28 protein-coding genes and 2 pseudogenes are annotated in these 26,661 nt (G+C 61.6%); 10 read left to right on the plus strand and 20 right to left on the minus strand.

Features of this window, described 5'->3' with window-relative positions; translation table 11 throughout:
• Position 1 precedes the first annotated feature (1 nt).
• Complete coding sequence (gene aceE, locus IVB26_RS29785; RefSeq protein ID WP_247968637.1) at positions 2-2,689, minus strand: pyruvate dehydrogenase (acetyl-transferring), homodimeric type; 2,688 nt, start codon at positions 2,687-2,689, stop codon at positions 2-4.
• 633 nt (positions 2,690-3,322) lie between these two features.
• Between aceE and lipA the strand changes: the two are divergent.
• Positions 3,323-4,278 (plus strand): annotated as a pseudogene (lipA, locus tag IVB26_RS29790) (lipoyl synthase).
• Positions 4,279-4,509: 231 nt separating this feature from the next.
• Here lipA and IVB26_RS29795 read toward each other — a convergent pair.
• From IVB26_RS29795 to IVB26_RS29850, 12 genes and pseudogenes are all read right to left on the minus strand, one after another.
• Positions 4,510-5,545: pseudogene (locus tag IVB26_RS29795) on the minus strand (Gfo/Idh/MocA family protein).
• A gap of 6 nt (positions 5,546-5,551) precedes the next feature.
• The gene (gene aroQ, locus IVB26_RS29800) at positions 5,552-6,001 is read right to left on the minus strand and encodes a type II 3-dehydroquinate dehydratase (protein ID WP_247973302.1); all 450 of its coding nucleotides are present in this window, start codon (positions 5,999-6,001) and stop codon (positions 5,552-5,554) included.
• Positions 6,002-6,014: 13 nt separating this feature from the next.
• The gene (locus tag IVB26_RS29805; protein WP_276578699.1) at positions 6,015-6,761 is read right to left on the minus strand and encodes an amino acid ABC transporter ATP-binding protein; all 747 of its coding nucleotides are present in this window, start codon (positions 6,759-6,761) and stop codon (positions 6,015-6,017) included.
• A 59-nt stretch (positions 6,762-6,820) separates the two neighbouring features.
• Positions 6,821-7,648 carry a transporter substrate-binding domain-containing protein gene (locus IVB26_RS29810; RefSeq protein ID WP_247968638.1) on the minus strand — a complete coding sequence of 276 codons (828 nt, stop codon included), beginning with the start codon at positions 7,646-7,648 and terminating at the stop codon, positions 6,821-6,823.
• A gap of 48 nt (positions 7,649-7,696) precedes the next feature.
• Complete coding sequence (locus tag IVB26_RS29815; RefSeq protein ID WP_247968639.1) at positions 7,697-8,353, minus strand: amino acid ABC transporter permease; 657 nt, start codon at positions 8,351-8,353, stop codon at positions 7,697-7,699.
• Between the two features lie 10 nt (positions 8,354-8,363).
• Positions 8,364-9,032: an amino acid ABC transporter permease gene (locus tag IVB26_RS29820; protein ID WP_247968640.1), complete on the minus strand. Its 669-nt coding sequence runs from the start codon at positions 9,030-9,032 to the stop codon at positions 8,364-8,366.
• A gap of 51 nt (positions 9,033-9,083) precedes the next feature.
• Positions 9,084-9,938: a shikimate dehydrogenase gene (locus IVB26_RS29825; RefSeq protein WP_247968641.1), complete on the minus strand. Its 855-nt coding sequence runs from the start codon at positions 9,936-9,938 to the stop codon at positions 9,084-9,086.
• Between the two features lie 15 nt (positions 9,939-9,953).
• Positions 9,954-10,781 carry a shikimate dehydrogenase gene (gene aroE / locus IVB26_RS29830; RefSeq protein ID WP_247968642.1) on the minus strand — a complete coding sequence of 276 codons (828 nt, stop codon included), beginning with the start codon at positions 10,779-10,781 and terminating at the stop codon, positions 9,954-9,956.
• Positions 10,782-10,784: 3 nt separating this feature from the next.
• Positions 10,785-12,011 (minus strand): CaiB/BaiF CoA transferase family protein, encoded by a 1,227-nt coding sequence (locus tag IVB26_RS29835; protein WP_247968643.1) that lies wholly within the window; start codon positions 12,009-12,011, stop codon positions 10,785-10,787.
• Positions 12,008-12,478 carry a MaoC family dehydratase gene (locus IVB26_RS29840; RefSeq protein WP_247968644.1) on the minus strand — a complete coding sequence of 157 codons (471 nt, stop codon included), beginning with the start codon at positions 12,476-12,478 and terminating at the stop codon, positions 12,008-12,010. Before IVB26_RS29840 ends, IVB26_RS29835 begins: the two co-directional genes overlap by 4 nt.
• 13 nt (positions 12,479-12,491) lie before the next feature.
• Complete coding sequence (locus IVB26_RS29845; RefSeq protein WP_247968645.1) at positions 12,492-12,878, minus strand: VOC family protein; 387 nt, start codon at positions 12,876-12,878, stop codon at positions 12,492-12,494.
• Positions 12,879-12,882: 4 nt separating this feature from the next.
• Positions 12,883-13,827 (minus strand): ketopantoate reductase family protein, encoded by a 945-nt coding sequence (locus IVB26_RS29850; protein ID WP_247968646.1) that lies wholly within the window; start codon positions 13,825-13,827, stop codon positions 12,883-12,885.
• Between the two features lie 102 nt (positions 13,828-13,929).
• Between IVB26_RS29850 and IVB26_RS29855 the strand changes: the two genes are divergently transcribed.
• Positions 13,930-14,910 carry a LysR family transcriptional regulator gene (locus tag IVB26_RS29855; RefSeq protein WP_247968647.1) on the plus strand — a complete coding sequence of 327 codons (981 nt, stop codon included), beginning with the start codon at positions 13,930-13,932 and terminating at the stop codon, positions 14,908-14,910.
• Here the strand turns inward: IVB26_RS29855 and IVB26_RS29860 are convergent.
• Together IVB26_RS29860 and IVB26_RS29865 are read right to left on the minus strand one after the other, a co-directional pair.
• A complete protein-coding gene (locus IVB26_RS29860) occupies positions 14,857-15,093 on the minus strand; it encodes a GreA/GreB family elongation factor (RefSeq protein WP_247973304.1) in 237 nt (78 codons plus the stop codon). The genes IVB26_RS29855 and IVB26_RS29860 overlap by 54 nt on opposite strands.
• A gap of 405 nt (positions 15,094-15,498) precedes the next feature.
• The gene (locus IVB26_RS29865; protein WP_247968648.1) at positions 15,499-16,407 is read right to left on the minus strand and encodes a LysR family transcriptional regulator; all 909 of its coding nucleotides are present in this window, start codon (positions 16,405-16,407) and stop codon (positions 15,499-15,501) included.
• A gap of 130 nt (positions 16,408-16,537) precedes the next feature.
• On the opposite strand from IVB26_RS29865, the gene IVB26_RS29870 reads away from it, so the two are divergent.
• From IVB26_RS29870 to IVB26_RS29905, 8 genes are all read left to right on the plus strand, one after another.
• Positions 16,538-17,200 (plus strand): hydrolase, encoded by a 663-nt coding sequence (locus IVB26_RS29870; RefSeq protein WP_247973305.1) that lies wholly within the window; start codon positions 16,538-16,540, stop codon positions 17,198-17,200.
• Between the two features lie 107 nt (positions 17,201-17,307).
• Complete coding sequence (locus IVB26_RS29875; protein WP_247968649.1) at positions 17,308-17,589, plus strand: MoaF-related domain-containing protein; 282 nt, start codon at positions 17,308-17,310, stop codon at positions 17,587-17,589.
• A 1-nt stretch (position 17,590) separates the two neighbouring features.
• On the plus strand, positions 17,591-17,851 hold the full coding sequence (locus IVB26_RS29880; protein WP_247968650.1) for a hypothetical protein: 261 nt from the start codon (positions 17,591-17,593) through the stop codon (positions 17,849-17,851).
• A 44-nt stretch (positions 17,852-17,895) separates the two neighbouring features.
• Complete coding sequence (locus IVB26_RS29885; protein ID WP_247968651.1) at positions 17,896-18,927, plus strand: LLM class flavin-dependent oxidoreductase; 1,032 nt, start codon at positions 17,896-17,898, stop codon at positions 18,925-18,927.
• 99 nt (positions 18,928-19,026) lie between these two features.
• The gene (locus IVB26_RS29890; RefSeq protein WP_247968652.1) at positions 19,027-19,749 is read left to right on the plus strand and encodes an SDR family NAD(P)-dependent oxidoreductase; all 723 of its coding nucleotides are present in this window, start codon (positions 19,027-19,029) and stop codon (positions 19,747-19,749) included.
• A gap of 439 nt (positions 19,750-20,188) precedes the next feature.
• Positions 20,189-20,929 (plus strand): SDR family NAD(P)-dependent oxidoreductase, encoded by a 741-nt coding sequence (locus IVB26_RS29895; RefSeq protein ID WP_247968653.1) that lies wholly within the window; start codon positions 20,189-20,191, stop codon positions 20,927-20,929.
• A gap of 75 nt (positions 20,930-21,004) precedes the next feature.
• Positions 21,005-21,871 (plus strand): alpha/beta fold hydrolase, encoded by an 867-nt coding sequence (locus tag IVB26_RS29900; RefSeq protein ID WP_247968654.1) that lies wholly within the window; start codon positions 21,005-21,007, stop codon positions 21,869-21,871.
• Between the two features lie 32 nt (positions 21,872-21,903).
• Positions 21,904-22,302, plus strand: coding sequence for a RidA family protein (locus IVB26_RS29905; protein WP_247968655.1), 399 nt, complete (start codon positions 21,904-21,906; stop codon positions 22,300-22,302).
• 280 nt (positions 22,303-22,582) lie between these two features.
• Here the strand turns inward: IVB26_RS29905 and IVB26_RS29910 are convergent, their stop codons facing one another.
• The 5 genes from IVB26_RS29910 to IVB26_RS29930 all read right to left on the minus strand — a co-directional run bounded on the left by IVB26_RS29910 (position 22,583) and on the right by IVB26_RS29930 (position 26,612).
• Complete coding sequence (locus IVB26_RS29910) at positions 22,583-23,098, minus strand: nuclear transport factor 2-like protein (RefSeq protein WP_247968656.1); 516 nt, start codon at positions 23,096-23,098, stop codon at positions 22,583-22,585.
• A gap of 76 nt (positions 23,099-23,174) precedes the next feature.
• Entirely contained in the window at positions 23,175-23,618 is a 444-nt protein-coding gene (locus IVB26_RS29915) for an OsmC family protein (protein ID WP_247968657.1), read from the minus strand.
• Between the two features lie 46 nt (positions 23,619-23,664).
• Positions 23,665-24,558, minus strand: coding sequence for a pirin family protein (locus tag IVB26_RS29920; RefSeq protein WP_247968658.1), 894 nt, complete (start codon positions 24,556-24,558; stop codon positions 23,665-23,667).
• 69 nt (positions 24,559-24,627) lie between these two features.
• On the minus strand, positions 24,628-24,906 hold the full coding sequence (locus IVB26_RS29925) for a hypothetical protein (RefSeq protein ID WP_247968659.1): 279 nt from the start codon (positions 24,904-24,906) through the stop codon (positions 24,628-24,630).
• Positions 24,907-25,022: 116 nt separating this feature from the next.
• Positions 25,023-26,612, minus strand: a complete 1,590-nt coding sequence (locus IVB26_RS29930; protein ID WP_247968660.1) for a Na+/H+ antiporter — start codon at positions 26,610-26,612, stop codon at positions 25,023-25,025.
• Positions 26,613-26,661: the final 49 nt, after the last annotated feature.

Raw genomic sequence — 26,661 nt, forward strand, 5'->3', positions numbered from 1 at the left:
CTCACACGGTCCACGGCGCAGCGCGCCCGGCGTCGATCTGGTACTTGGCGATGGCCTCCGCGACGATCGCGGGCTTGATCGTGCCTTCGTCGGCCAGCGCCTTCAGCGCGGCGATCGCGACGTAGTGCCGGTCGACCTCGAAGAATTTTCGCAGCTTGACGCGATAGTCGCTGCGGCCAAAGCCGTCGGTGCCGAGCACGACGTAGCGGCGGCCGGCCGCCTGGACATACTCTCGGATCTGATCGGGATAGTTGCGCATGTAATCGGTCGACGCCACGACCGGGCCCGAATGGGCTTCGAGCTTCGCTTCGACCCAGCTCTTGCGGCGCGGCTCCGTCGGGTGCAGCAGATTCCAGCGTTCAGTGGCCATGCCGTCGCGACGCAGCTCGTTGAAGCTCGTCGCGCTCCAGATGTCGGCGGTCACGCCGAAGTCCGCCTTGAGCAGATCCGCCGCCGCGATCACCTCGCGAAGGATCGTGCCCGAGCCGACGAGCTGGACGCGAGGTCCCTTCTTCGCCGTCTCTCCACCGTTCTTCAGCAGATAGAGTCCCTTGAGGATGCCCTCCTCCGCCCCCTTGCCCGCTTCGGCGAGCGAGGGGTGCGGGTAGTTCTCGTTCATCAGCGTGATGTAATAGTAGACGTCCTCCTGCGCCTCATACATGCGGCGCATGCCTTCGCGCACGATGGTCACCACCTCGTAGGCGAAGGTGGGATCGTAGGAGATGCAGTTCGGGATGGTGCCGGCAAGCACGTGGCTGTGGCCGTCCTCGTGCTGCAAGCCTTCGCCGTTCAGCGTGGTGCGGCCGGCGGTGCCGCCGAGCAGGAATCCCCGCGCCCGCATATCGCCCGCGAGCCAGGCGAGGTCGCCGACGCGCTGCAGGCCGAACATCGAATAATAGATGTAGAACGGAATCATCGGCACGTCGTTCGTCGAGTAGGACGTCGCCGCGACGATCCAGCTCGACATGGCGCCGCCTTCGTTGATGCCCTCCTGCAGCACCTGCCCGGTCTTGTCCTCGCGATAGTACATGAGCTGGTCGGCGTCCTGGGGACGGTAGAGCTGGCCGACCGACGAATAGATTCCGAGCTGGCGGAACATGCCCTCCATGCCGAAGGTCCGGGATTCATCGGGCACGATCGGCACGATGTGCTTGCCGATCGCCTTGTCGCGCACCAGCGCGCCCAGCATCTGCACGAAGGCCATCGTGGTCGAGATTTCGCGGTCGCCGGTCGCGTCGAGCAGCCGCTGGAACGTCGACAACGGCGGAATTTGCAAGGACGCGGATTTGCGCCGGCGTTGCGGCAGACTGCCACCGAGCTTTTCGCGCTGGGCGCGCAGATACTTCATCTCCGGACTGTCTTCCGCCGGACGGATGAAGGGCACCTTGGCCAGCTCATCGTCGCTGACCGGCACCTGGAAGCGGTCGCGGAATCCGCGCAGCGCGTCCTGCGTCATCTTCTTGGCCTGATGCGCGATCATCTGGCCTTCGCCGGACTCGCCCATACCATAGCCCTTAACTGTCTTCGGCAGAATGACCGTCGGCTGTCCCTTGTGGTTCACCGCCGCGGTATAGGCCGCGAACACCTTTTCCGGATCGTGACCGCCACGCGCGAGCTGCCAGATTTCGTCGTCGCTCATGTCGGCGACGAGTTGCTTCAGCTCGTCGTACTTGCCGAAGAAATGCTCGCGGATATAGGCGCCGCTCTTGCTCTTGAAATCCTGGTACTCGCCGTCGACGCACTCCTCCATGCGCTTCAGCAGCAACCCGCTCTTGTCGTTCCCCAGCAGCCGATCCCAGCCCGATCCCCACAGCACCTTGATGACGTTCCAGCCGGCACCGCGGAAAACGCTTTCGAGCTCCTGAACGATCTTGCCGTTGCCGCGCACGGGCCCGTCGAGCCGCTGCAAATTGCAGTTGATGACGAAGATGAGATTGTCGAGGTTCTCGCGGCCGGCGAGCGAGATCGCACCGAGCGATTCCGGCTCGTCGGTTTCGCCGTCGCCCATGAAGGCCCAGACCTTGCGATTGGCGGTCTCGGCCAGCTTGTGGTTTTCCAGATACTTCAGGAACCGCGCCTGATAGATCGCCATCAGCGGCCCCAGCCCCATCGACACGGTCGGGAACTGCCAGAAATCCGGCATCAGCCAGGGATGCGGATAGCTCGACAGGCCCTTGCCGCCGGTCTCCTGCCGGAAGCCGAGCAGCTGATCCTCGCTCAGCCGCCCTTCGAGAAAGGCGCGCGCGTAGATGCCGGGGGAGCAGTGGCCCTGCACGAAGATCAGATCACCGCCGTGCGATTCCGTCGGCGCATGCCAGAAATGGCCGAAGCCGATGTCGTAGAGTGTGGCGGCAGACTGGAAGCTCGCGATGTGACCGCCAAGCTCCGAACTCTCCTTGTTGGCACGCAGGACGATGGCGAGAGCGTTCCACCGAATGATCGAGCGCAGCTTGTGCTCGATGGCGCGGTCGCCCGGCAGTGCCGGCTGTTGATCCCGCGGAATCGTGTTGCAATAGGGCGTCGTCAGCGTCTGCTGAATGGCGAGGCCGCCACCGCGCGCGGCGGCGATGACTGCGTTGACGACGAATTCGGCGCGTTCACTGCCGCGGTGACCTCGGATTGCCGACAGGGCCTCCAGCCACTCGCGGGTTTCCTGCGGGTCCTGATCGTGAGCGTCCGGGTTCGTCATCAATTTCTCCCTTGTATGCCAAGCCGAAGTCGAGCGTCGACGTTCATTGCGGCCCGCGTTCATGCGGACGCGCGCAATGCCGAACGGAGCGAGATCCCGGTCGCGTTAGGTCGTGAGTCGAATGTTGGCTGGCATCTGAACGTCCCCTCGCACTGTCTATTTTGAAGCTGTCGCTTCTTTTGACGGGTCATTAAGCAGCATTCGTGCCAGCGCACGAAAAAGCACGGTATCCCAGCGATACTGTTCAATTTGCTTGGCTTTTACCGGATGGCTCGTTGCTCCCGCGAGGGCATCTCGGCCGAATCCGTCTGAAGCTCCGGAAAACCGGCTGGAGCGACCACCCGAAATATCGGATCGCTCTGACGGAAGGTTCTGAATGCAGGCGTTGCCGTCACCCCGGACAGCCCGTTGGAACTGGAGCATCCGCAAGGGTGCGCTCAGTCATACGAGCGCGAACAACGCGCGATTACAAATCAGGTTGACGCGCACCATCGCGATAGCTGAAGGTCAGCGACCAAGCACGCGTGACTCCATTGTTGCCGCGCGATTGCTTGCCCGAGTCGCGACGTATCACGCAGCTTGAGCGAAGCCGACGGCATGTTCGGCTCTGGCACATCACAGGGGGATGGGTGCATGACGGTGATACTCGATCTGCTCAACAACGATCCGCGAGCCGAGAGGCCGCGCCATCCCGAAAAGGCCAACCGCCCGGACACCCCGCTGCAAAGCAAGCCCGAATGGATCCGCGTGAAAGCTCCCGGCTCCGCCCAATGGACGGAGACGCGACGTATCGTGCGCGAGAACAAGCTCGTGACCGTCTGCGAGGAAGCCGGTTGCCCCAACATCGGCGAATGCTGGGCGAAGAAGCACGCGACCTTCATGATCATGGGGGATACCTGCACGCGCGCCTGCGCGTTCTGCAACGTGCGCACCGGCCTGCCCGGCCCGCTCGATGCCGACGAGCCCCGCAAGGTCGCCGACGCCGTGGCCAAACTTGGGCTCGAGCATGTGGTCGTGACCTCGGTCGATCGCGACGACCTTGCCGACGGCGGCGCCGTCCATTTCGCCGCGACCATTGCGGCGATCCGTGCAACGAGGCCGGCGACGTCTATCGAAATCCTCACGCCTGATTTCCTGCGCAAGCACGGCGCGCTCGAAACGGTCGTTGCGGCGAGGCCAGACGTATTCAATCACAATCTGGAAACGGTGCCGTCAAAATATCTGGCGGTGCGCCCCGGTGCGCGCTATTTCCATTCTGTCCAACTCCTGCAGCGCGTGAAGGAGCTCGACTCCCGCATCTTCACCAAATCGGGAATCATGGTCGGCCTCGGCGAGAACCGCAGCGAGGTGCTGCAATTGATGGACGATCTGCGTTCCGCCGACGTCGATTTCCTGACCATCGGCCACATCTCCAACCGACGCGCAAGCACCATGCCGTGATGCGCTTCGTGACCCCGGATGAATTCGAGGCCTATCAGAAGACGGCCTACGCCAAGGGATTTCTGATGGTCTCGGCCACACCACTGACGCGATCCTCACACCACGCTGGTGACGACTTCCGCGAGCTGCGCGAGCGCCGGCACGTTTAACTCCTCCGCGGCTGGATCGCGCTACTCCCTAAACGGACAGCTAGCCCAAACCGTGATCCATGCGCACGGCTTAGCCGTAGCTTAGGCTGAACAGATTGGCAGCCAATATCCGCGCGTCGTGCTCTCAAGCGGATGGATTCGTTAGCTCTCCTGAGATTCTCCTTGATCTTGGCGCACAAGTTGTGCACATGCCGCCCTCTACTCTGGCGTTGACGCCTGTGCTTTCCGGCTTCAAAACGACACGAGATCTCCGGTTTCCGCTGCGCGCTTGATTGCGTCAATCACTTCGAGGGTTTTGAGACCTTCGCGCGCGCTTACCACAGGAGCGGCTATGCCGCGGATAACCGCACAGAAATTGGCAATCTGTAGGCCAAGCGGGTCTTCCTTCTCGTATCTCAGCCGCTCGCGCTCTATCGGCGCCCACCAGCTGGCCTTGCTTGGATGATGCCAAAGATCGAGTTGCGGAATAGACAGCGATGCCCTCGTGCCGCCGATCTGGTAAAAAGTCTCCTGCGTATGACTGTACGCCGGGTTCTCACCAGCCGTGAATTCCCAACTCCAAGGCGACTGGATGGTGTCGGAGATATTGACCGTTCCCAGCGCACCGGAGACGAAGTGCAGGATGACCACCGCCGTATCTTCAACGGCATTTCCACGCAGCCGATTGGATTGGGCAGCTTGGACCGCCACGATATCCCCACACAGGTACCGCAGCAGGTCGACATCGTGGATGAGATTCAAGAAGACCGGCCCCGCCCCCTTTTCGCGACGCCAGGCTACATCGAAATAATCGTCCGGCTTGATCAGCCAGAACATGCCATGCACCGACACGATCGGGCCGAGCCGGCCGCTATCGATCTCCGCCTTGGCGCGCTGGATCATCGGGTTGTGGCGGCGATGATGGCCGGTGAGCAGCGGCACGCCCTGCTCGCTCGGAAGCTTCGACCAGGGTCTGCGCGGCGACGACGTCATCCGCTAGCGGCTTCTCGATGAGCGCCGGGATGCGGGCTGCGATACAATCCATGCCGTTGGCCACGTGCATCTGCTTAGGGGTGGCGACGACCACCCCGTCCGGCCGGTTTTCGGCGAGCATGTCCTGAAACGACGGAAAGCAGTCCACGTTCGGCGAGACCGCCAACTCTCGGGCAGCCGGCATCGGATCGACGATCGACGACAGTATCGCCTCCGGCCGCGCGAGAATGTGTTCAATGTGTCGCTTGCCGATGAGACCCGCTCCCATCACCGACAGGCGGACAGGTGCAGTCATACGATGCTATCCCTTCTTCTCGTCAAGCAGCTGGGCCACGCGGCGCAAGCCGAGCAGATAACCCTGAGTGCCGAAGCCTGCGATGACTCCATCAGCTCGCTTGGAGACAAACGAATGGTGGCGGAACTCCTCGCGCTTGTGCACGTTGGAAATGTGCACCTCGATCACTGTCCCCTCGAACGTGTTCAAAGCATCCAGGATGGCGACCGATGTATGGGTGAAAGCGGCGGGATTCATCACGATACCGGCGGCCGTCTCGCGCGCCTCGTGGATCCAGTCGATCAGCTCATATTCCCTATTGGACTGGTGAAAGCGAATCTCCAGGCCGAGCTCCCCGGCCAGCGCCCGGCAATCCCGCTCCGCATCCACGAGCGTCTCGTGGCCATAGATGTGGGGCTGGCGCTTGCCGAGTAAATTGAGATTCGGCCCGTTCAGGACGTAGACAAGACAACTCATGGAAAAACTCCGTTCAGTGATGGGCAAGGATCTCGCCGAGGAACTGCTTGGTGCGGGCGTGCTGTGGACTGCGGAAGAAAGCATCGGGCGCGCCTTCTTCGATAATCTGTCCGTCAGCCATGAAGATGACCCGGTCGGCAACCTGGCGAGCAAAGCCCATCTCGTGGGTGACGCAGATCATGGTCATACCGTCGTTGGCGAGTCCGATCATCGTATCGAGTACCTCCTTGACCATTTCCGGATCGAGGGCCGAGGTCGGCTCGTCAAACAGCATTACCTTGGGCTGCATGCAGAGGGCGCGCGCGATCGCGACGCGCTGTTGCTGACCGCCGGAAAGTTGAGCCGGATACTTCTCGGCCTGATCGCCGATGCGTACGCGCTCGAGATATCTCCGCGCGGTCGCCTCCGCCTCCGTCTTGCCCATGCGGCGCGCGCGAATGGGCGCGAGCGTACAGTTCTGCAAGACCGTCATATGCGGAAAGAGGTTGAAGCTCTGAAAGACCATGCCGACGTCCAGACGCACGACATCGATGGCCTTGATGCTATCGTCCAACCGATGACCGTTCACCACGATGCTGCCCTGCTGGATCGGCTCGAGGCGATTGATGCAGCGGATCAGCGTCGACTTGCCTGAACCGGACGGACCGCAGAGCACGATCTTTTCACCTCTGCGCACGGTGAGATCGACGTTGCGGAGAGCCTGGTACCCGCCGTACCACTTCTGCACGCCCTTCATTTCGATCAGGATGTGGTCCTGCATGCTGGTCTCCGCTGTCGGGCGGCGGCCAACGCGGATCGCGCGTCGGCCGCTCGCAGTGGCTACTGGACTGTGAAGGGGACGCCGGGGACCGAGTCCGGGAAGGTCGGCACGGGCACCTTCATCCACTTGGCGTAGAAGGCAGCCAGTTTGCCGTTCGACTTGATCTCGTCGATGAACTTGTTGGCCGTCTCGTTCCATCCCTTGTCTCCGAGGCGCGTGCAGGCCCCATTGTACAGAGCCGTGAAGTGAAGCTTGGGCTCGAACCCAAGTTCGGGCTTTGCGGCATTCAGACGCTGCGGGTAGAACAGGTTCGCACCGACTGCCTGGACCTGGCCGGAGAGCAGCGCCTGGATCGTGGCCGCGTCATCGTCGAATCTGCGGATCTCGGTCCCGGACGGGGCATTGTTGGTCACCTGTGTGTCCTGCGTGGAGGACCTCGGAACGCCAATAACGTACTTGCCCATGTCGGCATTGCCGGTGATCGGGGTCGCCTGGGCGGCGACGAGCGTGATCTCATTGGCAACATACGGCTTGGAATACTGCACCGCCTTTGCGCGCTCGGGCAGCATGGCCATGGTTGCAAACAGAATGTCGACGCGGCCTGTGGTCAGCGCCGGAATACGATTGGCCACCGCCAGCGGGACGAACTCGGCCTTAACGCCGAGATATTCAGCGAAGGCGCGGCCCATGTCGGCATCGATGCCATCCTGCTTTCCCGAGCTATCGACATAGCCCCAAGGAGGATTATCCCCCTGAATGCCGATGACGACGACGCTCTTCTTCTTCACGTCTTCCAGAGTTCCAGCCTGCGACTCGCCTGCGATGGCGAGAGCCGCTAATGCCAATAGCGCGAGCCTGAACTGGCGACGATTGGGTGAAAACAACATGAGTATCTCCTCCTGGTGATGGCTATTTGTTGAGTAGGTGCGCCGTTGTTATCTTTGACTGGCCAGGGCGAGCCTGGCCTCCATCCGACCGCCCCACCATGAGAGTGGCCAGCACAGGATGAAGTACATTGCGCCGACCACGCCGAAGACGAGCAACGGCTGGAAGGTCTGGTTCGACACGATTTGACCGGCGCGGGCGAGCTCGATGAAGCCGACGATGGCGGCGAGCGAGGTGCCCTTGATGAGCTGCACGAGATAACCGATGGTCGCCGGCAGCGAGATGCGGATCGCCTGTGGCAGCACGATATCGCGCATGCGGGACGAATAATGCAATCCGAGCGCCATCGCCGCCTCGGTCTGGCCGCGCGGCACGGCCTGGATCGCGCCACGCCAGATCTCGCCAAGAAACGCGGAGGCATTCACGGTGAAGCCGATTGCTACCGCCGTGAAGGCGTCGAGCTTCAGCCCGGTCAGCGCCAATCCGTAATACACGACGAAAAGCTGCAGCAGCAGCGGAGTGCCCTGGAATATCCCGATGTAGACGCGGGTGACCCATTCCACGCCCCTGTGGCCACAGGTGCGCAGCAATGCGATCGCGAGCCCCGCCGTGCAGCCACCTACGAACGCGACCAGCGTGAGCAGCATGGTCCATTGCAGGCCACGCAGCAGGAAGCCGAACTCTGGAAGACCAAAATGCGGTGTCATGATCTTCCCCTCAGCGTGTCGGATATGAGAAAAAGCGGTGAGAGATGACCGCAAAGCCCAGCATCAGCAGCCAGGAGATCGCGAGATAGAGGAAGGTGACGGAGAAATAGACCTCGAAGCTGCGGAAGGTGTCGCTCTCGATGCGCTGTGCAACCGACGTCAGTTCGTAGGCGGACACAGCCGAACAGATCGACGATGTCAGCGTGAGCATGATGAACTGCCCCGTCAGCGAGGGGTAGATCGCGCGAAGCGCGGGCTTGAGCACGATGAAACGGAACACCTGCCCTTTGTGCAGTCCGAGCGCGTAGCCGGCCTCCACCTGTCCTTTGTGGATAGACTGAACGCCGCCGCGAATGATCTCGATGGCGTAGGCGCCGCCATTGATACCGAGCGCGATGACGGCGGTCGCCGTCGGATTGAGCTTCAATCCGACGAGCGGCAGGGCGAAGAACAAGAAGAAGATCTGCACCAGGAAAGGCGTGTTGCGCACGACCTCGACGAAGCCGATCACAAGACCACGCAACCACGCCGCCTTCGAATCGCGTGCCGCGACCCCTCCGACACCGATCAGCATCGCGAGCGACATTCCGGCGAGCGCCAGGCCCAACGTACCCACGCACCCCCACAGCAGTGCGGGCATTGCATGCCAAACCACAGAGAAATCGAGCGTATAGCCCATCTTGCGTTTCCTCTCGGGCGTTGTGCGTACCGCTCGCCCATCGGCCTGACGTCACCCTCCCAGGGATGCAAAAGTGGCGAAGAAGACGTCTGGATCGGGTGAGATGCCCGTGAACAAGCGGAATGCTTCGGTGCCCTGGAAAATCGCCATGCCACCGCCGTCGACGGTGCGGCAGCCCAGAGCACGCGCCGCGCGCAGCAATGCGGTTTCCAGCGGGAAGTAGACGATCTCGGCGACCCACAGATCGGGACGCAGCAAGGCCATCGGCAGCGGCGTGCCCGGATATTTGTCCATACCGATCGGCGTCGCATTGACGATTCCGTCTGCGACAGCGACGCAAGCTGCGACATCCTGGCCGGCCCTCAAGCGCCGTTCGACGAATCGAGGGGACAATGCGTCGACCACGCTCTGCGCCTTGGCCAAATCGAGGTCTATGATCGTCAGTTCCTGCACGCCGAGCTTCATCAGCGCGAAAGCCACGGCCGCGCCTGCGCCGCCCGCGCCGAACTGGACGACACGGCCGAGCGGGGCAGCTTGCATGTTGCGGCGAAAATTCTCCGCGAAGCCGAACCAGTCCGTGTTATGGCCGGTCATTCGACCGTTCCTGACGACCACGGTGTTCACGGCGCCTAGCGCCTCTGCGTCGGGCGAAAGCTCGTCCAGGAGCGGAATGATCGCCTGTTTGCAGGGATGGGTCACGTTCAGCCCGTCAAAGCCCATCCGCTTTGCCGCCGTCAGCAATTCCGGCAGCGCTTCGACTCCGAGCTTCAGCTCGGTCAGATCGATCGTCTTGTAGAGATAGCGGATGCCGGCGGCGTCAGCGGCCGCTTCGTGCATCGGCGGGGTGCGGGACGCCGCGATGCCGCTGCCGATCAGGCCGACGAGGAAGCTGGACTTCGGATGCATGTTCGGCAGCGCCCGTCAGCTCAGTGGAACGGTCAGTTCGGCGATGACCCGAGCCGTGCTCGGCCGCACGCCGCGCCACCAGGCAAACGCTTCCGCCGCCTGCTCGACCAGCATGCCGACGCCGTCGGCCAGCTTGGCTACGCCTTCGGCGCGGGCCGCTCGCAGAAAGGGGGTCAATCCCTTGCCGTAGGCAAGTTCGTACGCCAGCTCCGCACCGCGGAAGACGTTGCCGGGAAGTGGCGGCATCTCACCTCGCAGGCTGGCCGATGTCGCGTTGACCACGACGTCATAACCCACGGCAAGATCGGCGAGTTCAGTGTAGCCGCTGACGATCAGGGGACCGCAGCCCGCAAACTCTTCCGCCAATGCCACGGCTTTCGACAGCGTTCGATTGACGAGAACCAGCTCGGACGGCTCCTGGCGCAGGAACGGAAACAGCGCGCCACGTGCGGCCCCTCCAGCGCCGAGTATCAGAACGCGCCGGCCTGCCATTTTGACGCCGAGATTGACGGTGATGTCACGCACCAGTCCGACTCCGTCGAAATTCTCGGCAATGACCCGATCGCCGTCGAACTTGAGGCAGTTTGCGGCACCTGCTCGTTCGGCGCTCTCGGAAAGTTCGTTTGCGTAGGCGAAGGCATCGAGCTTGAACGGAGCGGTGATGTTCAGCCCCTTGGCGCCCTCTGTCCGGAATTGATCAACCCGTTCGTTGAAGCCGTTGAGCGGTCCCTCGATTGTCTCATAGACAAGGTCCTGTCCCGTCATTCGGGCGAAAGCGCCATGGATGAAGGGTGATTTGCTGAAGCCGATCGGATTGCCAATCACCGCATAACGATCGCTCATGGCTTACTCCTGCACGGCAGCTTCGTTGTAGAGGACACCGTCGCGCACCATCGCCTCAACGAGATTGGCCGACAGTCCCAGCGACTCTGCAATGCGGCGATTGTCCTGGCCAAGCAGTGGTGCCGGAGTCCGTACCGTGGTGTCGCAGTCGGAGAAACGGAAAGGCAGGTTCGGCAACGTCACCTTGCCGAGCACCGGATGCTCCTGCTCGACCAGCATGCCGCGCGCCTGGATCTGCGGATCCCTCACGACCTCTTCGATGGTCTGCACAGGAGCGGACGGCACACTGGCTTTATCGAGTGCTGCAAGACAAGCATCCCGAGACGGCTGCGACAGCGTCCAGTTTCGCACAATCTCCATCGCTTCGGCATAATGGGCGTTCCGCGCGGCGGGTTTGGCGAAGCGCTCGTCGGATGCCAGCGTGTCCCCTCCGATCAGCATCGCCAATCGCCGCCATGCATCATCGACTTGGGCGGCGATGACAAGATTACCGTCCCTGGCCGGAAAAACGCCGTAGACAGTCGAGTCCGGTTGTCCGCTGCCGGTCTGCTTCGGCAGGTCCGTACCGCCGGAAAGAAAGTAGCGCTGAACCGCATAATCGTGCATCGAGACCATGCAGTCGTACAGCGCCAGATCGATATGCTGGCCACGCCCGGACGACGCGCGGCCGACCAGCGCTGCATTGATGGCAGCCACACCATGAATGCCGGTGTACATGTCTGCCAACGGCATACGAAGCAGCGGCGGGGCTTCGCCGGGGGTACCCAATTGCGCCAGCGCGCCCGACATCGCCTCTGCGATCAGGCCGAAGCCGGGGCGGTCGGCATAGGGGCCGGTGTGGCCATAGGCGGAGACCGAGCAGTAGACCAGCCTTGGATTCCGCGCCGACAGCGTCTTGTAACCGAGCCCGAGGCGTTCGAGCGCGCCGGGGCGATAGTTTTCGATGAAGACATCGGCCGTATCGACCAGCTTCATCATCATGTCGAGGCCCCGTTTGTCGCGCAGATCGATACACAGGCCCTGCTTGCCCATGTTCTGCTGCAGGAAGTAGCCGGACTGGCCGTCCTTGAAATAGCCATGGGCGCGGCCCGCATCACCTGCCTTCGGACGCTCCACCTTGATGACTTCAGCGCCCATCGCGGCGAGGCAGCGGCCCATGAACGGGCCTGCCAGGAAATGGCTGTAGTCGATGACGCGAATGCCTTTGAGCGGCAGATCTTGCGCGGTCATGCCTGCTCTCCTGCGGCGCCGGTCTTCGGGCGCATGGGAATCATCAGCCGATGCTCGCCGAGTTGCACCACTTCGCCGCGCTGATTGATCAGCTCCGAGGGCAGCACCACGATGCCCCACCCTTCCCGCTTCGTGGCGCGCATTGAACCGACGCGAAACTTCACGTGCACGGTGTCGCCGAGCTTGATCGGCAGCTTGAAATCCCATGTCCAGCCCAGCGACATTCCCGGAAGGAAGCGGTAGTCGGCGCGGGTCTTCAAACCATCGGCCAGCGACAGACCAAACAGCCCGTGCGCGACGCGCGTACCGAATGGTGTGGTCTTGGCGTATTCCTCGTCGACATGAACAGGCGTGAAATCACCCGTCAGTTCGGCATAGGCATTCACCATCGCTTCAGTGACCGTCACTGCGGGGGTGACGCATTCGTCACCGACCTTGGCATCGTCCCAGTAGCGCTCATCGGTCATCTCGCGTCTTCCTCTAGGCACGGGGATTGATCGCCAGGACCGCTTCCACGGCACCTACACTGGCTTGCAAGATTTCGACGTTGAGTCCGCCCGGCAGCTCGAGCCAGTTCGGCCCGGCAGGCTGTGCCTTGGCGCCCCAGGCCGCGGCGCGGGCGAGCACACCTTCGTAATCGTCGACCATGATGCCGAGATGGGCGAGACGCCCTTCCGGTCCCGCAAAATTCGGATCCTCAATGAGTTGCACGCTTCCGAGCACCCAGACCTGGCGAGGGCGTGCACCATTGGCGGAGTGCTCGTCGCGAATGGCAAGACCAAGCACCTCACGAAAAAACGCGACGTGGTGATCAACGTCCCGCACGCGGATCGCGACGTGCTCGACATAAGCGCGGGGCAACGACATCGTCTCAGGCCTTTCCCGGATAATCGCTGCGGGCGTATTCGAGCCCTTTGACCAACGCGACGAGGGTCGAGTTGACGGGAGTCGGCACGTTGAGCTTGACGCCCCAGCGCACGACCGAGCCGTGAATGTAATCAACCTCGGTCAAATTGCCGGACTGCAGGCTCTGCAACATCGACGTCTTGAAGTCGGGCGGCAGTCCAGCAGACGCCATCGTCCAGGCCCGGCGCGGATCGGCAATCGAGATCTTCACGCCGGCCGCCTGCGCGACCGCGATGCCCTCGGAGATTGCGGCTAGCGCGCAATCTTCCAGGATCGACAGCGAATAGAGACCGCCGTAAGTCAGCCCGGTAACGGCGGTAATCCCTCCTCCGGCGACATTGATGAACAACTTGTCCCACATCGTGCCCAGGATGTTGTCGCTGAGCAGTGAGAGAATGCCGGCACGATTGAACGTCTCGGAAATTCGCCGTGCGCGCTCCGTCAAGCGTCCGTCAAGTTCGCCGATGATGGTTTCCTTGCCGATGACCCCGGAGCGAACATGACCGGGGCCAAGCAGCACGCCGCCAACGTAGGTCTTGCCTGCCATGACCCGGTCACGACCAACTTCCTCCGAAAGAATGTCCTCGTGACCAAGCCCGTTTTGAAGCGACATCACGACCGTCTGCGGCCCGATGATCGGCGCGGCCGCCCGGATCGCATCGCGCGTGTGGTAGGATTTGACCAGGACGATGACGAGGTCCGCCACGATGCCGGCCTGGTTCGCGGAGGTGCAGGCCGAGACCTTCACAACGGTCTCGGCGTCGCCTTCGAGCATCCGTAGGCCGCCGGCATTGATCGCGTCGACATGAGCCTGAAACGGGTCGATCAAACAAACCTCGGCACCACCGCGCGCCAGCGTGCCGCCGATGGTCGAGCCTAGGGCCCCCGCTCCGATAAAGCAGATCCTCATCCGAACGTTTCTCCCGCGCCTTTCTTGGCGTCGGAAGCGTGGTAGCAGTCCGCCCTGTATTTGGATATGCTATGATCCTTATAACCATTATTGTAGATCGTAATGAAGCACCGGGACCTCTCCGAGACGAACCTGCTGGAGCCGCGCCTGCTCCGGCTGTTTGACGCACTGTTTTCAACGGGTAGTGTCACCAGGGCAGCCGAGAAACTCGGTCAAAGCCAGCCGACCATTTCGATCTGGCTGGCGCGTCTGCGAATGGAACTGGATGATCCGCTCTTCATCCGGTCGACAGAGGGAATGCTGCCCACTCCACGTGCCGAGGCTCTCATCGGCACGGCTAGACAGGCCTTGGACATGCTGCGGCGTCTCGCGGAGCTCCGTCCTGAGTTTGATCCGGCCACTGCAAAGCGCCGCTTCATCATCTGCATGACGGATGCGAGCCATATCACGCTCCTTCCGGCCATCCTCGGCCACGTTCGTCGTGTTTCTCCGGGCATCCGCATCGAAGCGGCGCAGATCGGCGGCGATACCCCACGGATGCTGCAGTCTGGCGAGGCCGATCTGGCGCTCGGCTACATCTCGGATCTCGATGCCGGGCACTTCCAACAGGTGCTCTTTCCGCAGGATTGGGTCTGCTTGGCGAACGCAAACCATGCCCGGATCCGCGACCGCATCACCGCAAAGGATTTCAGGCGTGAGGCCCACGTCCTCATTCGCCCCGGCACCGGACATCTCTTGCTCGGGGACGCGCTACGGGAGCAGCGCATGGTCCTTGACGTTGCGCTCGAGCTACCGGGCTTCTTGGGGTTACCCGCAATTGTGGGGACGACTGACCTGATCGCCACCCTTCCAAGACACATCGGCGAAACGCTGGCGCACTATTACGGACTACGCGTGCTCGACTGCCCGCTGGCGATCGCCGGCTTTACGGTGAAGCAATATTGGCACGCCCGCTTCCATCACGACCCGGCAAACCAATGGTTGCGTGACGTCTGCGGCGAACTCTTTCAACAGCAGGAAGTGCGGGGTCTACATCGTTCCGGTCGGACAAAAAAGCGAAGGCCTCGCGATTCTCCCTTGTAGTCGGGAGCGTCCAGGAGACGCCTCCTTCCGTGCCTTGGCCAACCGAAGGCCGATCAACGCAGCTCCGATCGGCGGAAGAACCGAGATGCGCTTTAGTGTTATGTCCGCTTCGTGCGGATACACCAACACCACGTCCCGTACCTCACCAGTCGTGTCATCGCAGTACCGCACCTGCGAGCCCATGCGGACCACGCCGCGCAGATCGGAATTGTCTGTCACCACGCTTGCACGCTCTATCTCCCCGGCAAGGAGATGCGACACGCGCGGGAAGAGCGCCGAGCTTGAACTGCCAGAGCGTTTGGGCACCCGGCCTCATCCTCCAACACCGTGATGGCTGGCAACGCGATTTCAGGCTTGTCCTTGCGATTAGTCTTGGGCATTCTGGTAAGCGGAGGTGGCCGACGATCGCGCGACCATCGTGCTTGAAAGTGACGCGCCGCTTTTCGATGCTCATCCACCTCCTTGCGCCTGCTAAGTGGCAAATGCGCCGCGACTTGACGGTGCCCTTCGGGCAAGGGTGACAATAGTGTCGTTTGCCGTCGTTCTGTGTCGCAGTTTGCGCAACACGAAATGGTGTTTGTTCGCTTGCTACCGCGCCCGTTGAGTTTCCCGCAGCATGATTCCCCTGCAGAGGCCCTCGCAGCATTCAACCATCATTTCAGTCAGCGCCCGCACCTTTCGGGCTGGATGTTGGCCGGCCGGCCGTACCACGTAGATGCCCAAACTTGGGGGGGGATACTGCTTCATCACCGGGACCAACGCACTGGACTCGAGATGCTCGATGATAAGTTCCTTCGGAATACCTGCAAGCCCGATGCCCGCGAGAGCAGCGGCGACGAGAGCGACGGCGTTGTCCGCTTTAAAGCGCCCTTTCGGCCTCAGTGTGATCAGCTTGTCGCCATCAAGTGCCAGCCATGTCTCAGTCCCTTGCATGACAACGTCGTGAGTTTCGAATTCTTCCGGGGTTTCTGGAGCACCATGACGCTCGATGTATTCAGGCGTCGCCACATATACGGCTGGCGTGTATCCGACTTTCCTGGCGAGCAGGTTCGAGTCGGCGAGGTGACCGATCCTGATGGCGCAATCAAATCCTTCCGCGATCAGATCAACGAATCGGTCCGTATAGCAAGCGCGAACCTGCAGCTCAGGATTCAGGCGCGCCAGTTCCGCGATCACCGGCGCGAAGTGCGTCGGGCCGAAGGTCAGCGGAGCGGCGATCCGTAAGTTGCCGCGTAGTTTGCCCGCTGGCAGGATCGTTTCTCGAGCAATGTCGATCTCTGCGCAAACCTTCGCGGCGTGTTCGCGAAACGTTATTCCAGCTTCCGTCAGGCCAGCGCCACGAGTGGTTCGTGCGAGCAACTGGATACCCAGGTCGGCCTCTAGCCTAGCTAACCGCCGACTGATGATTGACTTGGAAACGCCAAGACGAAGCGCAGCTGCCGTGACACTTCCAGCATCGGCGACCTCAACGAATGTTCGTAGTTCCTCGATATCCAATCGCGTCCCCGTTCCGCAACTCAGCACAGCACTCCTTGAAGCTATACGCACGAGAAATGCAATGGCATTCGAACATGCGCGCTGCGCTGCACTCGCGGCAAATGAGCGCTCCCGCAGGAAAGGAATTGCCATGAGTTTTCGCCAAGGTCTCGGTTCCCTCCTTAGACCGGAGGATTCGGTGTTGGTTCTGATCGACCATCAGCCCTACCAGCTCGCCAACCTGAACAGCCATGATCCTCAGGCAGTAGTTAACAATACCACTGCACTAGCCAAGGCCGCCAAGGTCTTCGGCGTCCCAACGATCCTGACGAGCGTCATTGCGGGGCGGGGCGGACTGATCTTCAAGCATATCACCGACGTCTTCCCAGACCAGAAGGTGATCGACCGCACCTTCATCAATACTTGGGAAGACAAGGCCGTCGTAGATGCTGTGAAAGCGACCGGACGTAAGCAGCTGGTCATAGCCGGCCTCTGGACAGAAGTCTGCGTCGCGATGCCGGCGATCCAGGCCGCGGGCGAAGGCTGGGATGTGACAGTGATCACCGACGCATCAGGAGGCACCTCGGTTGAGGCCCACGAGGTCGCCATTCAGCGCATGATCGGGGCCGGCATCAACATGATGACCTGGTTGGCCCTCGCAGCCGAATGGCAGCGCGACTGGGCGCGTCTCAAGACGGCTGGTCCGCTGACGCAGGTCATGATCGATCACGTTGGCGGCAGCGGCGTCGCCTACCTGTGGGAGCAGCAGCTGCTGAACACACCAGTGCCCAACGAACAGTCGGCAGGCATCTGATCGGAATGAAGGGGGGACCGGGATGCGCCCCGTGGCGCAACCCGCTCCCTGCCCCGCCGCAGAAAACGGCGGCCTAAAGGTGCAGCTCGCCGCCTAGGAGCGTGAAGATGTCGATTGATGGCTTCCTCATCGGACAGGGGATCGACGTCACTCACCCAGAGTTTCGGGTGAGCCCCCGGCTTCAATCGCGGACCCAACTTTCGTTCGAGATCATGGAGGGTCCCTTCTCCCACGCCGAGACGTTCGCGATAGAAGTTGCTCCCCTTCGAGCAGACCTCTTCGCGGTGAGCTGGGCGGAAGACAGTGGCGGCACGGTCACGGACGTTCAGGATTACGATCGCGGACTGGGCCCCTCGCTCATCACGCTTCCTGCCGGGGGACTTCCTTAGGATGCGGGGTAAACTCGAGATCACTAAGGCGGCCGATCAGATCTTCGACGATCGTCCCGAACGCAGTAAAGCGCTGGTGCCGGCTGCATTGACGGCGCTGCTCCAGCGGCACGACCCGTCTGCGGTCGAACAGCTCTACCCACCTGGCTGTGTCCAACACCATCCCGACGTCGCCCGGGGACGCAACGCGCTCTCATCTGTCGGCATCTCCATCTTCGATCCTCTGGAACGGAAGCGTCAGGCGCCACGAGACGCCGGCTAAGCCGAGCAGCCACCCGATCCCTCCTGCGCCTCGAAGGACCCAAAATGGATATCGGCATCGACAGCTTCGCCGCCATCCTCCCTGATCTCGCGACTGGCGCGCCGCCGTCCGCCACCGATCGAATGGCCGAGCTTCTCGACGAGGTCGAGGTCGCAGACAGGGTCGGTCTCGACGTTTTCGGAATTGGCGAGCACCATCGCGCGGAGTTCCTCGACTCCGCGCCGGCGATCATCCTCGCCGCCGCGGCCGCACGAACCAGGCGAATTCGTCTGACCAGCGCGGTGACGGTGCTGAGCGCGGCCGATCCCGTACGCGTGTTCCAGGAGTTCGCTACGCTTGACCTGATCTCAAAGGGCCGGGCCGAGCTCGTCGTCGGCCGCGGATCCTTCGGCGAGGCCTTCCCGCTCTTTGGCCTCGACACACGCGCCTATGACGACCTCTTCGCCGGGAAGCTCGACCTGTTCATGCATCTCGGCAAAACCAGCCACCCGCGCTGGCAGGGGCGCTTCCGGCCGGAGCTGATCGGTCAGGGCGTGTTCCCACGTCCGTACCAGGAACGGCTACCCGTCTGGAGCGGCGTGGGCGGCACGCCGCAGTCGTTCGCGCGCGCCGGCGTGCTCGGTCTGCCGCTGATGGTGGCGATTATCGGCGGAACCTTCGAGCGCTTCCGCCCCCTCGTCGACCTTTATTACGAAGCGGGCGCGCGGGCGGGGCATGATCGCGCCACACTCAAGGTGGGCGTCCACGCGATGGGATTCGTAGCCGAAACCAACGTGGCGGCCGGCGACGCCTTCTTCCCCGGCTGGGCCCACCTCACCGAGACCGTCGGGCGCGAGCGGGGCTGGGCACCTCCGACGCGCGCGCACTTCGACGCCATGGCCGGCCCTGACGGCGCGTTCCTGGTAGGTGATCCGACGACAGTTGTGGCCAAGATCCAGAAGGCAAGTGCAGTCCTGGGCGGGCTCTCACGTATCACTTTTCAAATGAGCACCGCCTTGCAAGACTCCGCTGCGATGAGGCGCGCGATCGAGCTTCTTGGCAATGAAGTCGCTCCCGTCGCCAGGAGCATCGTTTGAAAGCTGGCCAGGAGAGTAGTTATGGCATCCCGCCCCCGACGTCGCTGGTGTTCGGTCGTGATCACGGGAGCCGGTACCGGTCTCGGTCGCGAGCTCGCGTTGAGCTACGCCGCCCGAGGCAGTGTCGTCTTCGGTACTGCAGGGTCTGCCGCTGAGGTGCAAGAGCTCAGAACTGCATCGGGTGGGCGCGTCAGCCTCGCAGTGAGCGATGTCACCAAATTCACCAAAGGCAAAATTTGGGCGGAAGGCGTGTCGGAGGCGCTCGATGGGGCCGGACTCGACCTCCTGATCAACAATTCACATATCATCCCCCCAAGCCCGCTCGAAGCGGTCTCCATTGATACGGCACGGCATGCTCTTGAGGAGAACGTCCTTGGTGCGATGAGCGTTATTAATGCCTTTCTGCCGGCGCTTCGCCGAGCGCGCGGCCAGATCGTCCAAATCATCGACGCGAGTAGAAGTACCCCAATTACCTTTTGTGGGCTTGCGGCAACATCTAACGCGGCGCTCGAGGCGCTCGTGTCCGCTTACCGGGCCGACCTCAAGCCGTTCGGCGTGCACGTCACGACGGTATCGATGGGCCGCATCCAAGGCGGTGATGTATCGACGACTTCAGATGCTCTGATGAGCGCCGCCAAGAACATGGGCCCTGAGCAGCGCGAATTGTATGGTAGGCGGCTTGCAAAATATTCCAAGAGTAACGAAGAGCCGGGCGCTAACGCTTTGGATCCCTGTGAAGCTGCTGCGCGCGTGATCGGGATTCTCGACCAGGAACCCGTGCCAAGCCGGGTCGCCGTTGGGTCCGATGCGGAGGCAGCTTAGGGCAAGTCAGCATCTATCCGACGATCACCGGATGGAATGCCACTGGAGCCAATGGCACCAGCTAACTGAATCGGGGATCGCGGAAACACGGAGATGAACCCTTGGCCAATATCACCACGCAAGACGCGATGCACAACCTTTCACGTTCCATCATGGCTGAGAGCTCAGCGCCGACGACTGAGACAACCAAATGCTGTTTTCCTGGAGAAGGGGTATCGAACCCGTTCTGCTGAAGCCAGCGCGGTATCGGGTCGTCGATCCCCCGCCGTCCTCAAGCGTCCGATCGCGGCGTTCCATTCCCTGCAACACAGTTCGGCACGTTTCGCCACTAATGAAGGCGAACGCCCCTCCCCAAGATATGCCGAGCATGTGATCCCATCGCCGCTTCGCGCTCTCCGGCTGGAGCGGCCGACTTCATGGATGGCAGAAGGAAAAGGAAATGATCGATCTGAGTGGAAAGCGAGCCCTCGTGGCCGGTGGATCGCGGGGAATCGGTGCCGCGATCGCGCTGGCGCTCGCTGAAAACGGCGCCGACGTCGCGTTCACCTATCATAACTCCGCCGAGAAGGCCCAGGCAGTAGCTGCGTCGATCAAGGCGACCGAACGTCGTGCCGTCATCATCCAGGCCGACAGCGCCGATCCCGTGGCGATCACGCGCGCCGTCGACGAGGCCGTGACCGAGCTTGGCGGCATCGACATCCTCATCAACAGCGCGGCAATCGGCTATTATGGGCCGCTCACGGAGCTGGACCTCGGCGAGTACCAGAAGCTGATGGACGTGAACGTGCGCGCGCCGATGCTGTTCGCCAAGGCTGTCATCCCGCACCTTCGCGCAGGGGGCCGCATCGTCACCATCGGCTCCGGTCTCGCCGAGCGCGTTCCTTTTCCGGGTGTGTCGGCCTACGCCACCTCGAAGGCGGCGCTGACCTCGTTCACCCGCGGCCTGTCGCGCGAGCTCGGGCCGAGCGGCATCACTGTCAACCTGGTGCAGCCCGGCTCGACCGACACCGATGCGAACCCCGCGGACGGCGACGCGGCCGACTTCCAGCGGGGCATGACGTCGCTCGGACGCTACGCTGAGCCGCGCGAGATCGCCAATGCGGTCGTTTTCCTTGCGAGCCCGGCCGCGAGCGTGATCACCGGCACGATCCTCAACGCCGATGCGGGCGCGCTCGCCTAGGCTTCGACACCGCGCCGGCGGGTCGGCCAAGTGCAGCTTGCCGGCACCATCGCTACAATCATAAAGGGCAGACAGATGTCGAGCGTCCGCTATCGCACCCAACAGGTCGGGGCCGTCGAGGTCTTCTATCGGGAATCCGGCCCCGTCGACGCCCCGGCCCTGCTGTTACTCCATGGCTTCCCGACGGCAAGCCACATGTTCCGGGACTTGATTCCGCTGCTGGCGGACCGTTACCGCATCATCGCGCCGGACCTGCCCGGATTCGGCCAGACGCGGGCGCCCGAGCGCGGTTCCTTTACCTACAGCTTCGACGCGTTGGCCGAGGTCATTGAGGAGTTCGTCGATGCGATCGGGCTTGACCGCTTCGCCCTCTACATCTTCGACTATGGAGCGCCGATCGGCCTGCGGCTCGCCACGAAGAACCCGGATCGCATCACCGCAATCATCTCCCAAAACGGCAACGCCTACGAGGAGGGCTTTAGTGACGAATGGGGCGCGTGGCAGGCCTACTGGCGCGAGCCCACTGAGGCAAATCGCAAGGCCTGTCGCGCGTCGCTGTCGCCTGAGACGATCCGCAGCTGGCAATATGGGACAGGCGCGGATGCGGATCTGCTCGGTCCTGACGGATACGAGCTCGACATCGCGTACATGGCGCGTCCGGGTGCGGAGGACATACAGCTCGATCTCATCCTGGACTATCGCAGCAACGTCGCGCTCTACCCGGCCTTTCAGGCCTACTTCCGCGAACACCGCCCGCCGCTCCTGGCAGCATGGGGGCGTCACGATCCTGCGTTCGTTCCCGCAGGAGCGCTCGCCTATAGGCGGGACCTGCCGGATGCCGAGGTGCACCTGCTCGACGCGGGCCACTTTGCACTGGAGACGCACCATCGGGAGATAGCCGTCATCATCCGCAACTTTCTTCAACGCTCATTCGAAACGTGACGCGACCTGTCCACCTCACTTAGGAGATACCGATGTCCACACGCGAGCCGATCTTCCCGGTCCAGCGCCACGCCCTCTATGACGAGCATCGCTACTCGGCGGCGATCAGGTCCGGCGACCTGCTGTTCGTGTCCGGGCAGGTTGGGAGTCGCGAAGACGGCTTGCCCGAACCGGTGTTCGAGAAACAGGTGCGGCGCGCCTTCGCTAATCTCAGGTCTGTTCTGGCCGCGGCCGGTTGCACGCTCGCTGACGTGGTCGACGTCACCACCTTCCACACCGATCCCGAAGCGCAGTTCGAAACCGTTATGAAGGTCCGATCTGACGAGATCGGCGATCCGCCTTTCCCTAACTGGACGGCGGTAGGGGTGACCTGGCTGGCCGGCTTCGATTTTGAAATCAAGGCGATTGCCCGCATTCCAAGTCAACATTGAGCGGCTGCCGGTTTCAAGCGATGGGCGAGCACCAATGTCCTAGAACCTGGCTGGCAGAACTGCCGGGGATCTAGATCGGCATGGCGGTGCAGGATGGCTCGCAGGTCCTGGTCGGTGACGAGCTTCGGAGCTGGCCTTTGAGAGCCAACTCGGCCTTGCAGCCCCCTCGCGGAGGTCAAGGTGGCTCTAACTAGTCCGGACGGCTCGAAGTCGGCCGGACGTAGCCTAGTCCCTTGAAGCAAATGAAATGACTTATCCCGGGCGGATCTTAACCTTGCTTTCAGACGCTGGTTTCCGATCCGTCTGGATTTGCTTTGATGAGGTACTCGCCGCTTTCTCTAAAACTGCGGACGGTCGCGAAGGTATCTTCCATAAACTGCACGTATGACAGCTTGCCGTTCTCGCCGCGCGCCAGAACCGCGAAGGGTGATGTCACCGTTTTTCCCAAAATGTTTGATGTGTAAGTAAAGGAGCCAAAGATCGCTGCGCCGTTCTTATTCTCAAAGCTGTCCTGAATTTGGAAGCCGTCGACCCTCCAGTAACGGCTGACGTCGATGAAGGTCTGAACCAATCCTTTGGTGCCTTCGTTGGTTCCGGCCCAAGGCATGATCTGCTTCAGTTCCGCGTGCTCATAGTTGAGCGATACATATATGAAGTCATCAGTCGTAAATTGTTTGACGAAATCCAGATCGGTAGGGTTCGACAAGATCGACCGCAGTACCGCCAAGGGCGATGCCGCCGATGCGGGTTCGGCTGTAGACGACTTCTGGGAAAGAGCGTGCGCACGGGTGGACATTGTGGGTTCCTCCTTTTAGGTAATCTCGGAATAGAGGTGTAAGCGTAGGATGAGGCAGGCGCCCTCGACTACCGGGTCACAAGCCAGTTTTTGCTTCCAACTCTGACTTTATTGAAGGAGAGCTCTCCAAAACGCGTTGAACGGGGCACTTGGAAGCAACATCGAACAGTCGTGAACGCTGCTCGTCGGTAAGCTGGGCACCGCGAATGAAGATGGTTTTCTCGAACACATCCACGGGACTAAAAGCGCCGGCAGGCACTCTTTTCCCGTAATCGACCACCACCGACACGTGCTCTACCGGCCAGCGCTGTTGGCGGGCGTACCAACGCACTGTCATGGCCGTGCATTCTGCCAGTGCAGCCGAGAGAAATTCAAAAGGGCTTGGACCAAGTCCGCCACCGCCAGCATCCACGGGTTCGTCGCCGGTAAGCACGTGACTGCTCATTTCGATGCGAACAGCGAAAGTGCTTCTTCCGGTCTCTGAAGCTGTTACATGGGCGCGCGGCGCAGCCATCATCATCTCCTCATCCAATAGCGACAAAAGCCGATTTCGCGATACCTCGCCCTTAGGAGCTGGCCGAAGCAGGCGGCTCGGGTTGACCCGGCAGTGGGATGAACTCCGCGTCGTCCGCATCCGGAAGCTTCATCCGTCCCGCTTTCCAATCTGAGGCCGCCTGAGCGAGCCGCTCCTTCGAAGATGAGACGAAGTTCCAGTAGATGAAGCGCTCACCAACGGGTTCGCCCCCGAGCACCATCACAGCCGATTTTTCAAACGCCTTTACGCGCGAGATTCCCGCACCAAGCACCAGCATTCTACCTGCCTCATAGCGGCGATTATCCACCTCGACTGCGCCCGTAGCGACGTATAGGGCGCGCTCCTTGTGGCCGACCGGAACCTCTGCCGCTGCCCCGGCCGACATGTCGAGATGTGCGTAGAACAGCGGCGAGTGCGTTACGGAGCCGGCCACCAGGCCGTAGGCGCTGCCGGCAATGAGATGACCCATGACCCCCGACTCGTTCCACTGCGGCAGATCGACGCCTGAATGGTGTGAAAAGGAAGGGGCGGCCTCCTCCTGCTCGACTGGCAGTGCAACCCAGGCCTGGATACCGTGCACGCGATCACCATTCACCCGGGCATGCTCGAAGCGCTCACTATGGGTGATACCGCTGCCTGCTGTCATCCAATTGACTTCCTGTGGACGGATCGCCTGCTCGTAGCCGAGACTGTCGCGATGCATGATCTCGCCAGCGAACAGATAGCTCACAGTCGAGAGGCCTATATGCGGATGTGGGCGGACGTCTAAGCTGCGATCATCGCTGGGCGCGATATCAATCGGCCCAATGTGATCGAAAAAGATAAACGGGCCCACCATGCGCCGCTTGGCGAATGGCAGCACACGTCCGACCTCGAAGCCACCGCCGAGATCTCGGCGCCGCTGTTCGATGACCATCTCAATCATGTCTATTCTCCTGTTGAGCCGTGTCATCGACAACGTCTAAATATTCTGGGTGGCGCGCGTAGAAGGCAATCATGAAAGGACAAGCAAGAAAGGCCTGCGCCCGGCGGCCCGAAGCGCTTCGAACACGCCGCGCGCCAACTGCGAGTTGATGCCTCGGCCCGAAAATTGCGCCGGCATAGCGTCGACGGCGGGGGATTTGAGGCAGGCCCTTGTCCAGAGCGCGGTCACGATGGTTTTCGTCGACCGATTGCTGACCGCGTGCTTGAACTCGGTGTCCCCCCGGTTGTTGGTTGATGTCGGTCGGAGGTCGGCAGGTGGCCGACATTCATTATTAAGAATCTTCAGCACGCAACGCTCCGCTTCTTCACTGAAGTAACATTGTGGCGCGTGCTTACGGTAGGTTCGGAAAGTGAGTAGCTGTGTCGCATAAAGTGGAACGCAATAGGGAGGCTTTTCGACGAGCTCTAGCGCGCGTCTACAAACCGCGTTACCGTGATCTCCTCTAGATCGAGTTCCTGCTCGATTGCGTGGAGCACGCTATCGTGTATCTGGTCGGCGCGATGCATACGCAGCAGTTCGTTGCGGCCGGCGGAAATCGCTGACAACACGGCCCTGAAGTGATCAACGCGGTGTGAGGCGAACGTATCCGGCTCTTCGGAGAACCGCGCCGAAGCGCGCACTCGATAGGAATACTGCTCCATCAGTCGCGGATGGCGGTGGCTGCCATCCGGATCGAGCGACTCTTTTTCGACTGCCGCCAGTTGAGCGGCAGCAATGCGGGCGCGGGCCTCCGCCTCCGAAAGCTTTGAGGTGCTCGAAGAGACAAATCCCGCTCCGGAAAGCAGACGTACGAGGGGCGCCAATGTCGCGCCTTGTATCAGAACCGTGACGAGAATGACCGCGAACGTTACCGCTAAAATGAGGTCGCGGCCGGGAAACGCTTCAGGAAGCGAGAGCGCCGCAGCCAGGCTTACCACGCCGCGAATGCCCGCCCAACTCATTATGAAGGGTACCGATAGCGGAGGATAAGGATCTCGCGCACGCAACGTCGAGGACAACGCGCGGGGAATGTACGTTGTCGGGAAAATCCAAACGAACCTTGCGACGATCACGGCTGCGACGATCGCCATCATTGATGGCAGCAGCCCGAGCAAAGTTTCCAGTCCGCCGAGCCTTGTCAATATGCCGCGGAGCGATAGGCCGATAAGGATGAAAATCAACGATTCCAGCAAGAAAACAGAAACGCCCCAGACGGCGGTCGATCGCGTGCGAGTGACGGCTGATAGAAGTTCGTGCTGGTGCCAGCCCATGACCATTCCGCATGCTACAGTGGACAAAACTCCGGAGACGCCTAACTTCTCCGCCGCGATGTACGAAATCCAGGCGGTCAAAAAGCCCCAGACGACGGTAAGGTCGGCATCGGCGATGCGCTTGATAACAGAAATTGATACGTAGGCGGATGCCACCCCTAGCGCCACCCCGCCAACCGCGAGCCAGGAAAACTGGAATACAGCGTAGGTCGTGCTGAACGCTCCGGTAAGCGTTGCGGCCACCGCGAGTCGAAAAAGTACGAGTCCGGACGCGTCATTGACCAAGCTTTCGCCCTCGAGCAAAGCAACGATCCGCTGCGGCAAAGGCAGTTTCTGTAGCACCGCCTTCGCTGCGACGGCGTCTGGCGGCGAGACAATCGCCCCTAGTGCGAAGCAGGCTCCCCATGGAAGGGCCGGTTGCACCAGGTGAGTTACAACGCCGACGACCAACGTCGTGAAGACGACTGCACCGACGGCCAGTTGCATTATGATCCTTATGTCGGCGCGAAAGTCCCGCCAAGCGGTGAACCACGCGCTGGCCATCAATAATGGTGGCAAGAACAGAACTAGGACCAGTTCGGGATCGAGTTCGATGTTCGGAGCTTCCGGGACCATCGCAAGACCAATTCCGCCTACGATAAGTGCCGCAGCACGAGGAAGCTGAAGCTTCCGCGCGAGTACCTCTAGGATGACGATCATGGCCAACAGCAGGAGCATGATCTCAAAGCGCGCTACAGGGGTCATGTCTTCCTACTTTTGTCTCACCGATCAAGGCATTTGATCGGCCCATTAA

The sequence above is a fragment of the Bradyrhizobium sp. 195 genome (genome assembly GCF_023101665.1).
Taxonomy (GTDB): Bacteria; Pseudomonadota; Alphaproteobacteria; order Rhizobiales; family Xanthobacteraceae; genus Bradyrhizobium.

What these genes read in the sequence shown, in the direction of transcription:
- IVB26_RS29905 (WP_247968655.1), top strand. Translation starts at nt 21,904, where the DNA reads ATGTCCACACGCGAGCCGATCTTCCCGGTCCAGCGCCACGCCCTCTAT.
- aroQ (WP_247973302.1), bottom strand. Translation starts at nt 6,001, where the DNA reads ATGAGTTGTCTTGTCTACGTCCTGAACGGGCCGAATCTCAATTTACTC.
- IVB26_RS29880 (WP_247968650.1), top strand. Translation starts at nt 17,591, where the DNA reads ATGCGGGGTAAACTCGAGATCACTAAGGCGGCCGATCAGATCTTCGAC.
- IVB26_RS29855 (WP_247968647.1), top strand. Translation starts at nt 13,930, where the DNA reads ATGAAGCACCGGGACCTCTCCGAGACGAACCTGCTGGAGCCGCGCCTG.
- IVB26_RS29900 (WP_247968654.1), top strand. Translation starts at nt 21,005, where the DNA reads ATGTCGAGCGTCCGCTATCGCACCCAACAGGTCGGGGCCGTCGAGGTC.
- IVB26_RS29850 (WP_247968646.1), bottom strand. Translation starts at nt 13,827, where the DNA reads ATGAGGATCTGCTTTATCGGAGCGGGGGCCCTAGGCTCGACCATCGGC.
- aroE (WP_247968642.1), bottom strand. Translation starts at nt 10,781, where the DNA reads ATGAGCGATCGTTATGCGGTGATTGGCAATCCGATCGGCTTCAGCAAA.
- IVB26_RS29920 (WP_247968658.1), bottom strand. Translation starts at nt 24,558, where the DNA reads ATGATTGAGATGGTCATCGAACAGCGGCGCCGAGATCTCGGCGGTGGC.
- IVB26_RS29885 (WP_247968651.1), top strand. Translation starts at nt 17,896, where the DNA reads ATGGATATCGGCATCGACAGCTTCGCCGCCATCCTCCCTGATCTCGCG.
- IVB26_RS29815 (WP_247968639.1), bottom strand. Translation starts at nt 8,353, where the DNA reads ATGACACCGCATTTTGGTCTTCCAGAGTTCGGCTTCCTGCTGCGTGGC.
- IVB26_RS29930 (WP_247968660.1), bottom strand. Translation starts at nt 26,612, where the DNA reads ATGACCCCTGTAGCGCGCTTTGAGATCATGCTCCTGCTGTTGGCCATG.
- IVB26_RS29835 (WP_247968643.1), bottom strand. Translation starts at nt 12,011, where the DNA reads ATGACCGCGCAAGATCTGCCGCTCAAAGGCATTCGCGTCATCGACTAC.
- IVB26_RS29810 (WP_247968638.1), bottom strand. Translation starts at nt 7,648, where the DNA reads ATGTTGTTTTCACCCAATCGTCGCCAGTTCAGGCTCGCGCTATTGGCA.
- aceE (WP_247968637.1), bottom strand. Translation starts at nt 2,689, where the DNA reads ATGACGAACCCGGACGCTCACGATCAGGACCCGCAGGAAACCCGCGAG.
- IVB26_RS29895 (WP_247968653.1), top strand. Translation starts at nt 20,189, where the DNA reads ATGATCGATCTGAGTGGAAAGCGAGCCCTCGTGGCCGGTGGATCGCGG.
- IVB26_RS29875 (WP_247968649.1), top strand. Translation starts at nt 17,308, where the DNA reads ATGTCGATTGATGGCTTCCTCATCGGACAGGGGATCGACGTCACTCAC.
- IVB26_RS29870 (WP_247973305.1), top strand. Translation starts at nt 16,538, where the DNA reads ATGAGTTTTCGCCAAGGTCTCGGTTCCCTCCTTAGACCGGAGGATTCG.
- IVB26_RS29820 (WP_247968640.1), bottom strand. Translation starts at nt 9,032, where the DNA reads ATGGGCTATACGCTCGATTTCTCTGTGGTTTGGCATGCAATGCCCGCA.
- IVB26_RS29860 (WP_247973304.1), bottom strand. Translation starts at nt 15,093, where the DNA reads ATGGGCTCGCAGGTGCGGTACTGCGATGACACGACTGGTGAGGTACGG.
- IVB26_RS29825 (WP_247968641.1), bottom strand. Translation starts at nt 9,938, where the DNA reads ATGCATCCGAAGTCCAGCTTCCTCGTCGGCCTGATCGGCAGCGGCATC.
- IVB26_RS29845 (WP_247968645.1), bottom strand. Translation starts at nt 12,878, where the DNA reads ATGTCGTTGCCCCGCGCTTATGTCGAGCACGTCGCGATCCGCGTGCGG.
- IVB26_RS29915 (WP_247968657.1), bottom strand. Translation starts at nt 23,618, where the DNA reads ATGATGATGGCTGCGCCGCGCGCCCATGTAACAGCTTCAGAGACCGGA.
- IVB26_RS29805 (WP_276578699.1), bottom strand. Translation starts at nt 6,761, where the DNA reads ATGCAGGACCACATCCTGATCGAAATGAAGGGCGTGCAGAAGTGGTAC.
- IVB26_RS29840 (WP_247968644.1), bottom strand. Translation starts at nt 12,478, where the DNA reads ATGACCGATGAGCGCTACTGGGACGATGCCAAGGTCGGTGACGAATGC.
- IVB26_RS29910 (WP_247968656.1), bottom strand. Translation starts at nt 23,098, where the DNA reads ATGTCCACCCGTGCGCACGCTCTTTCCCAGAAGTCGTCTACAGCCGAA.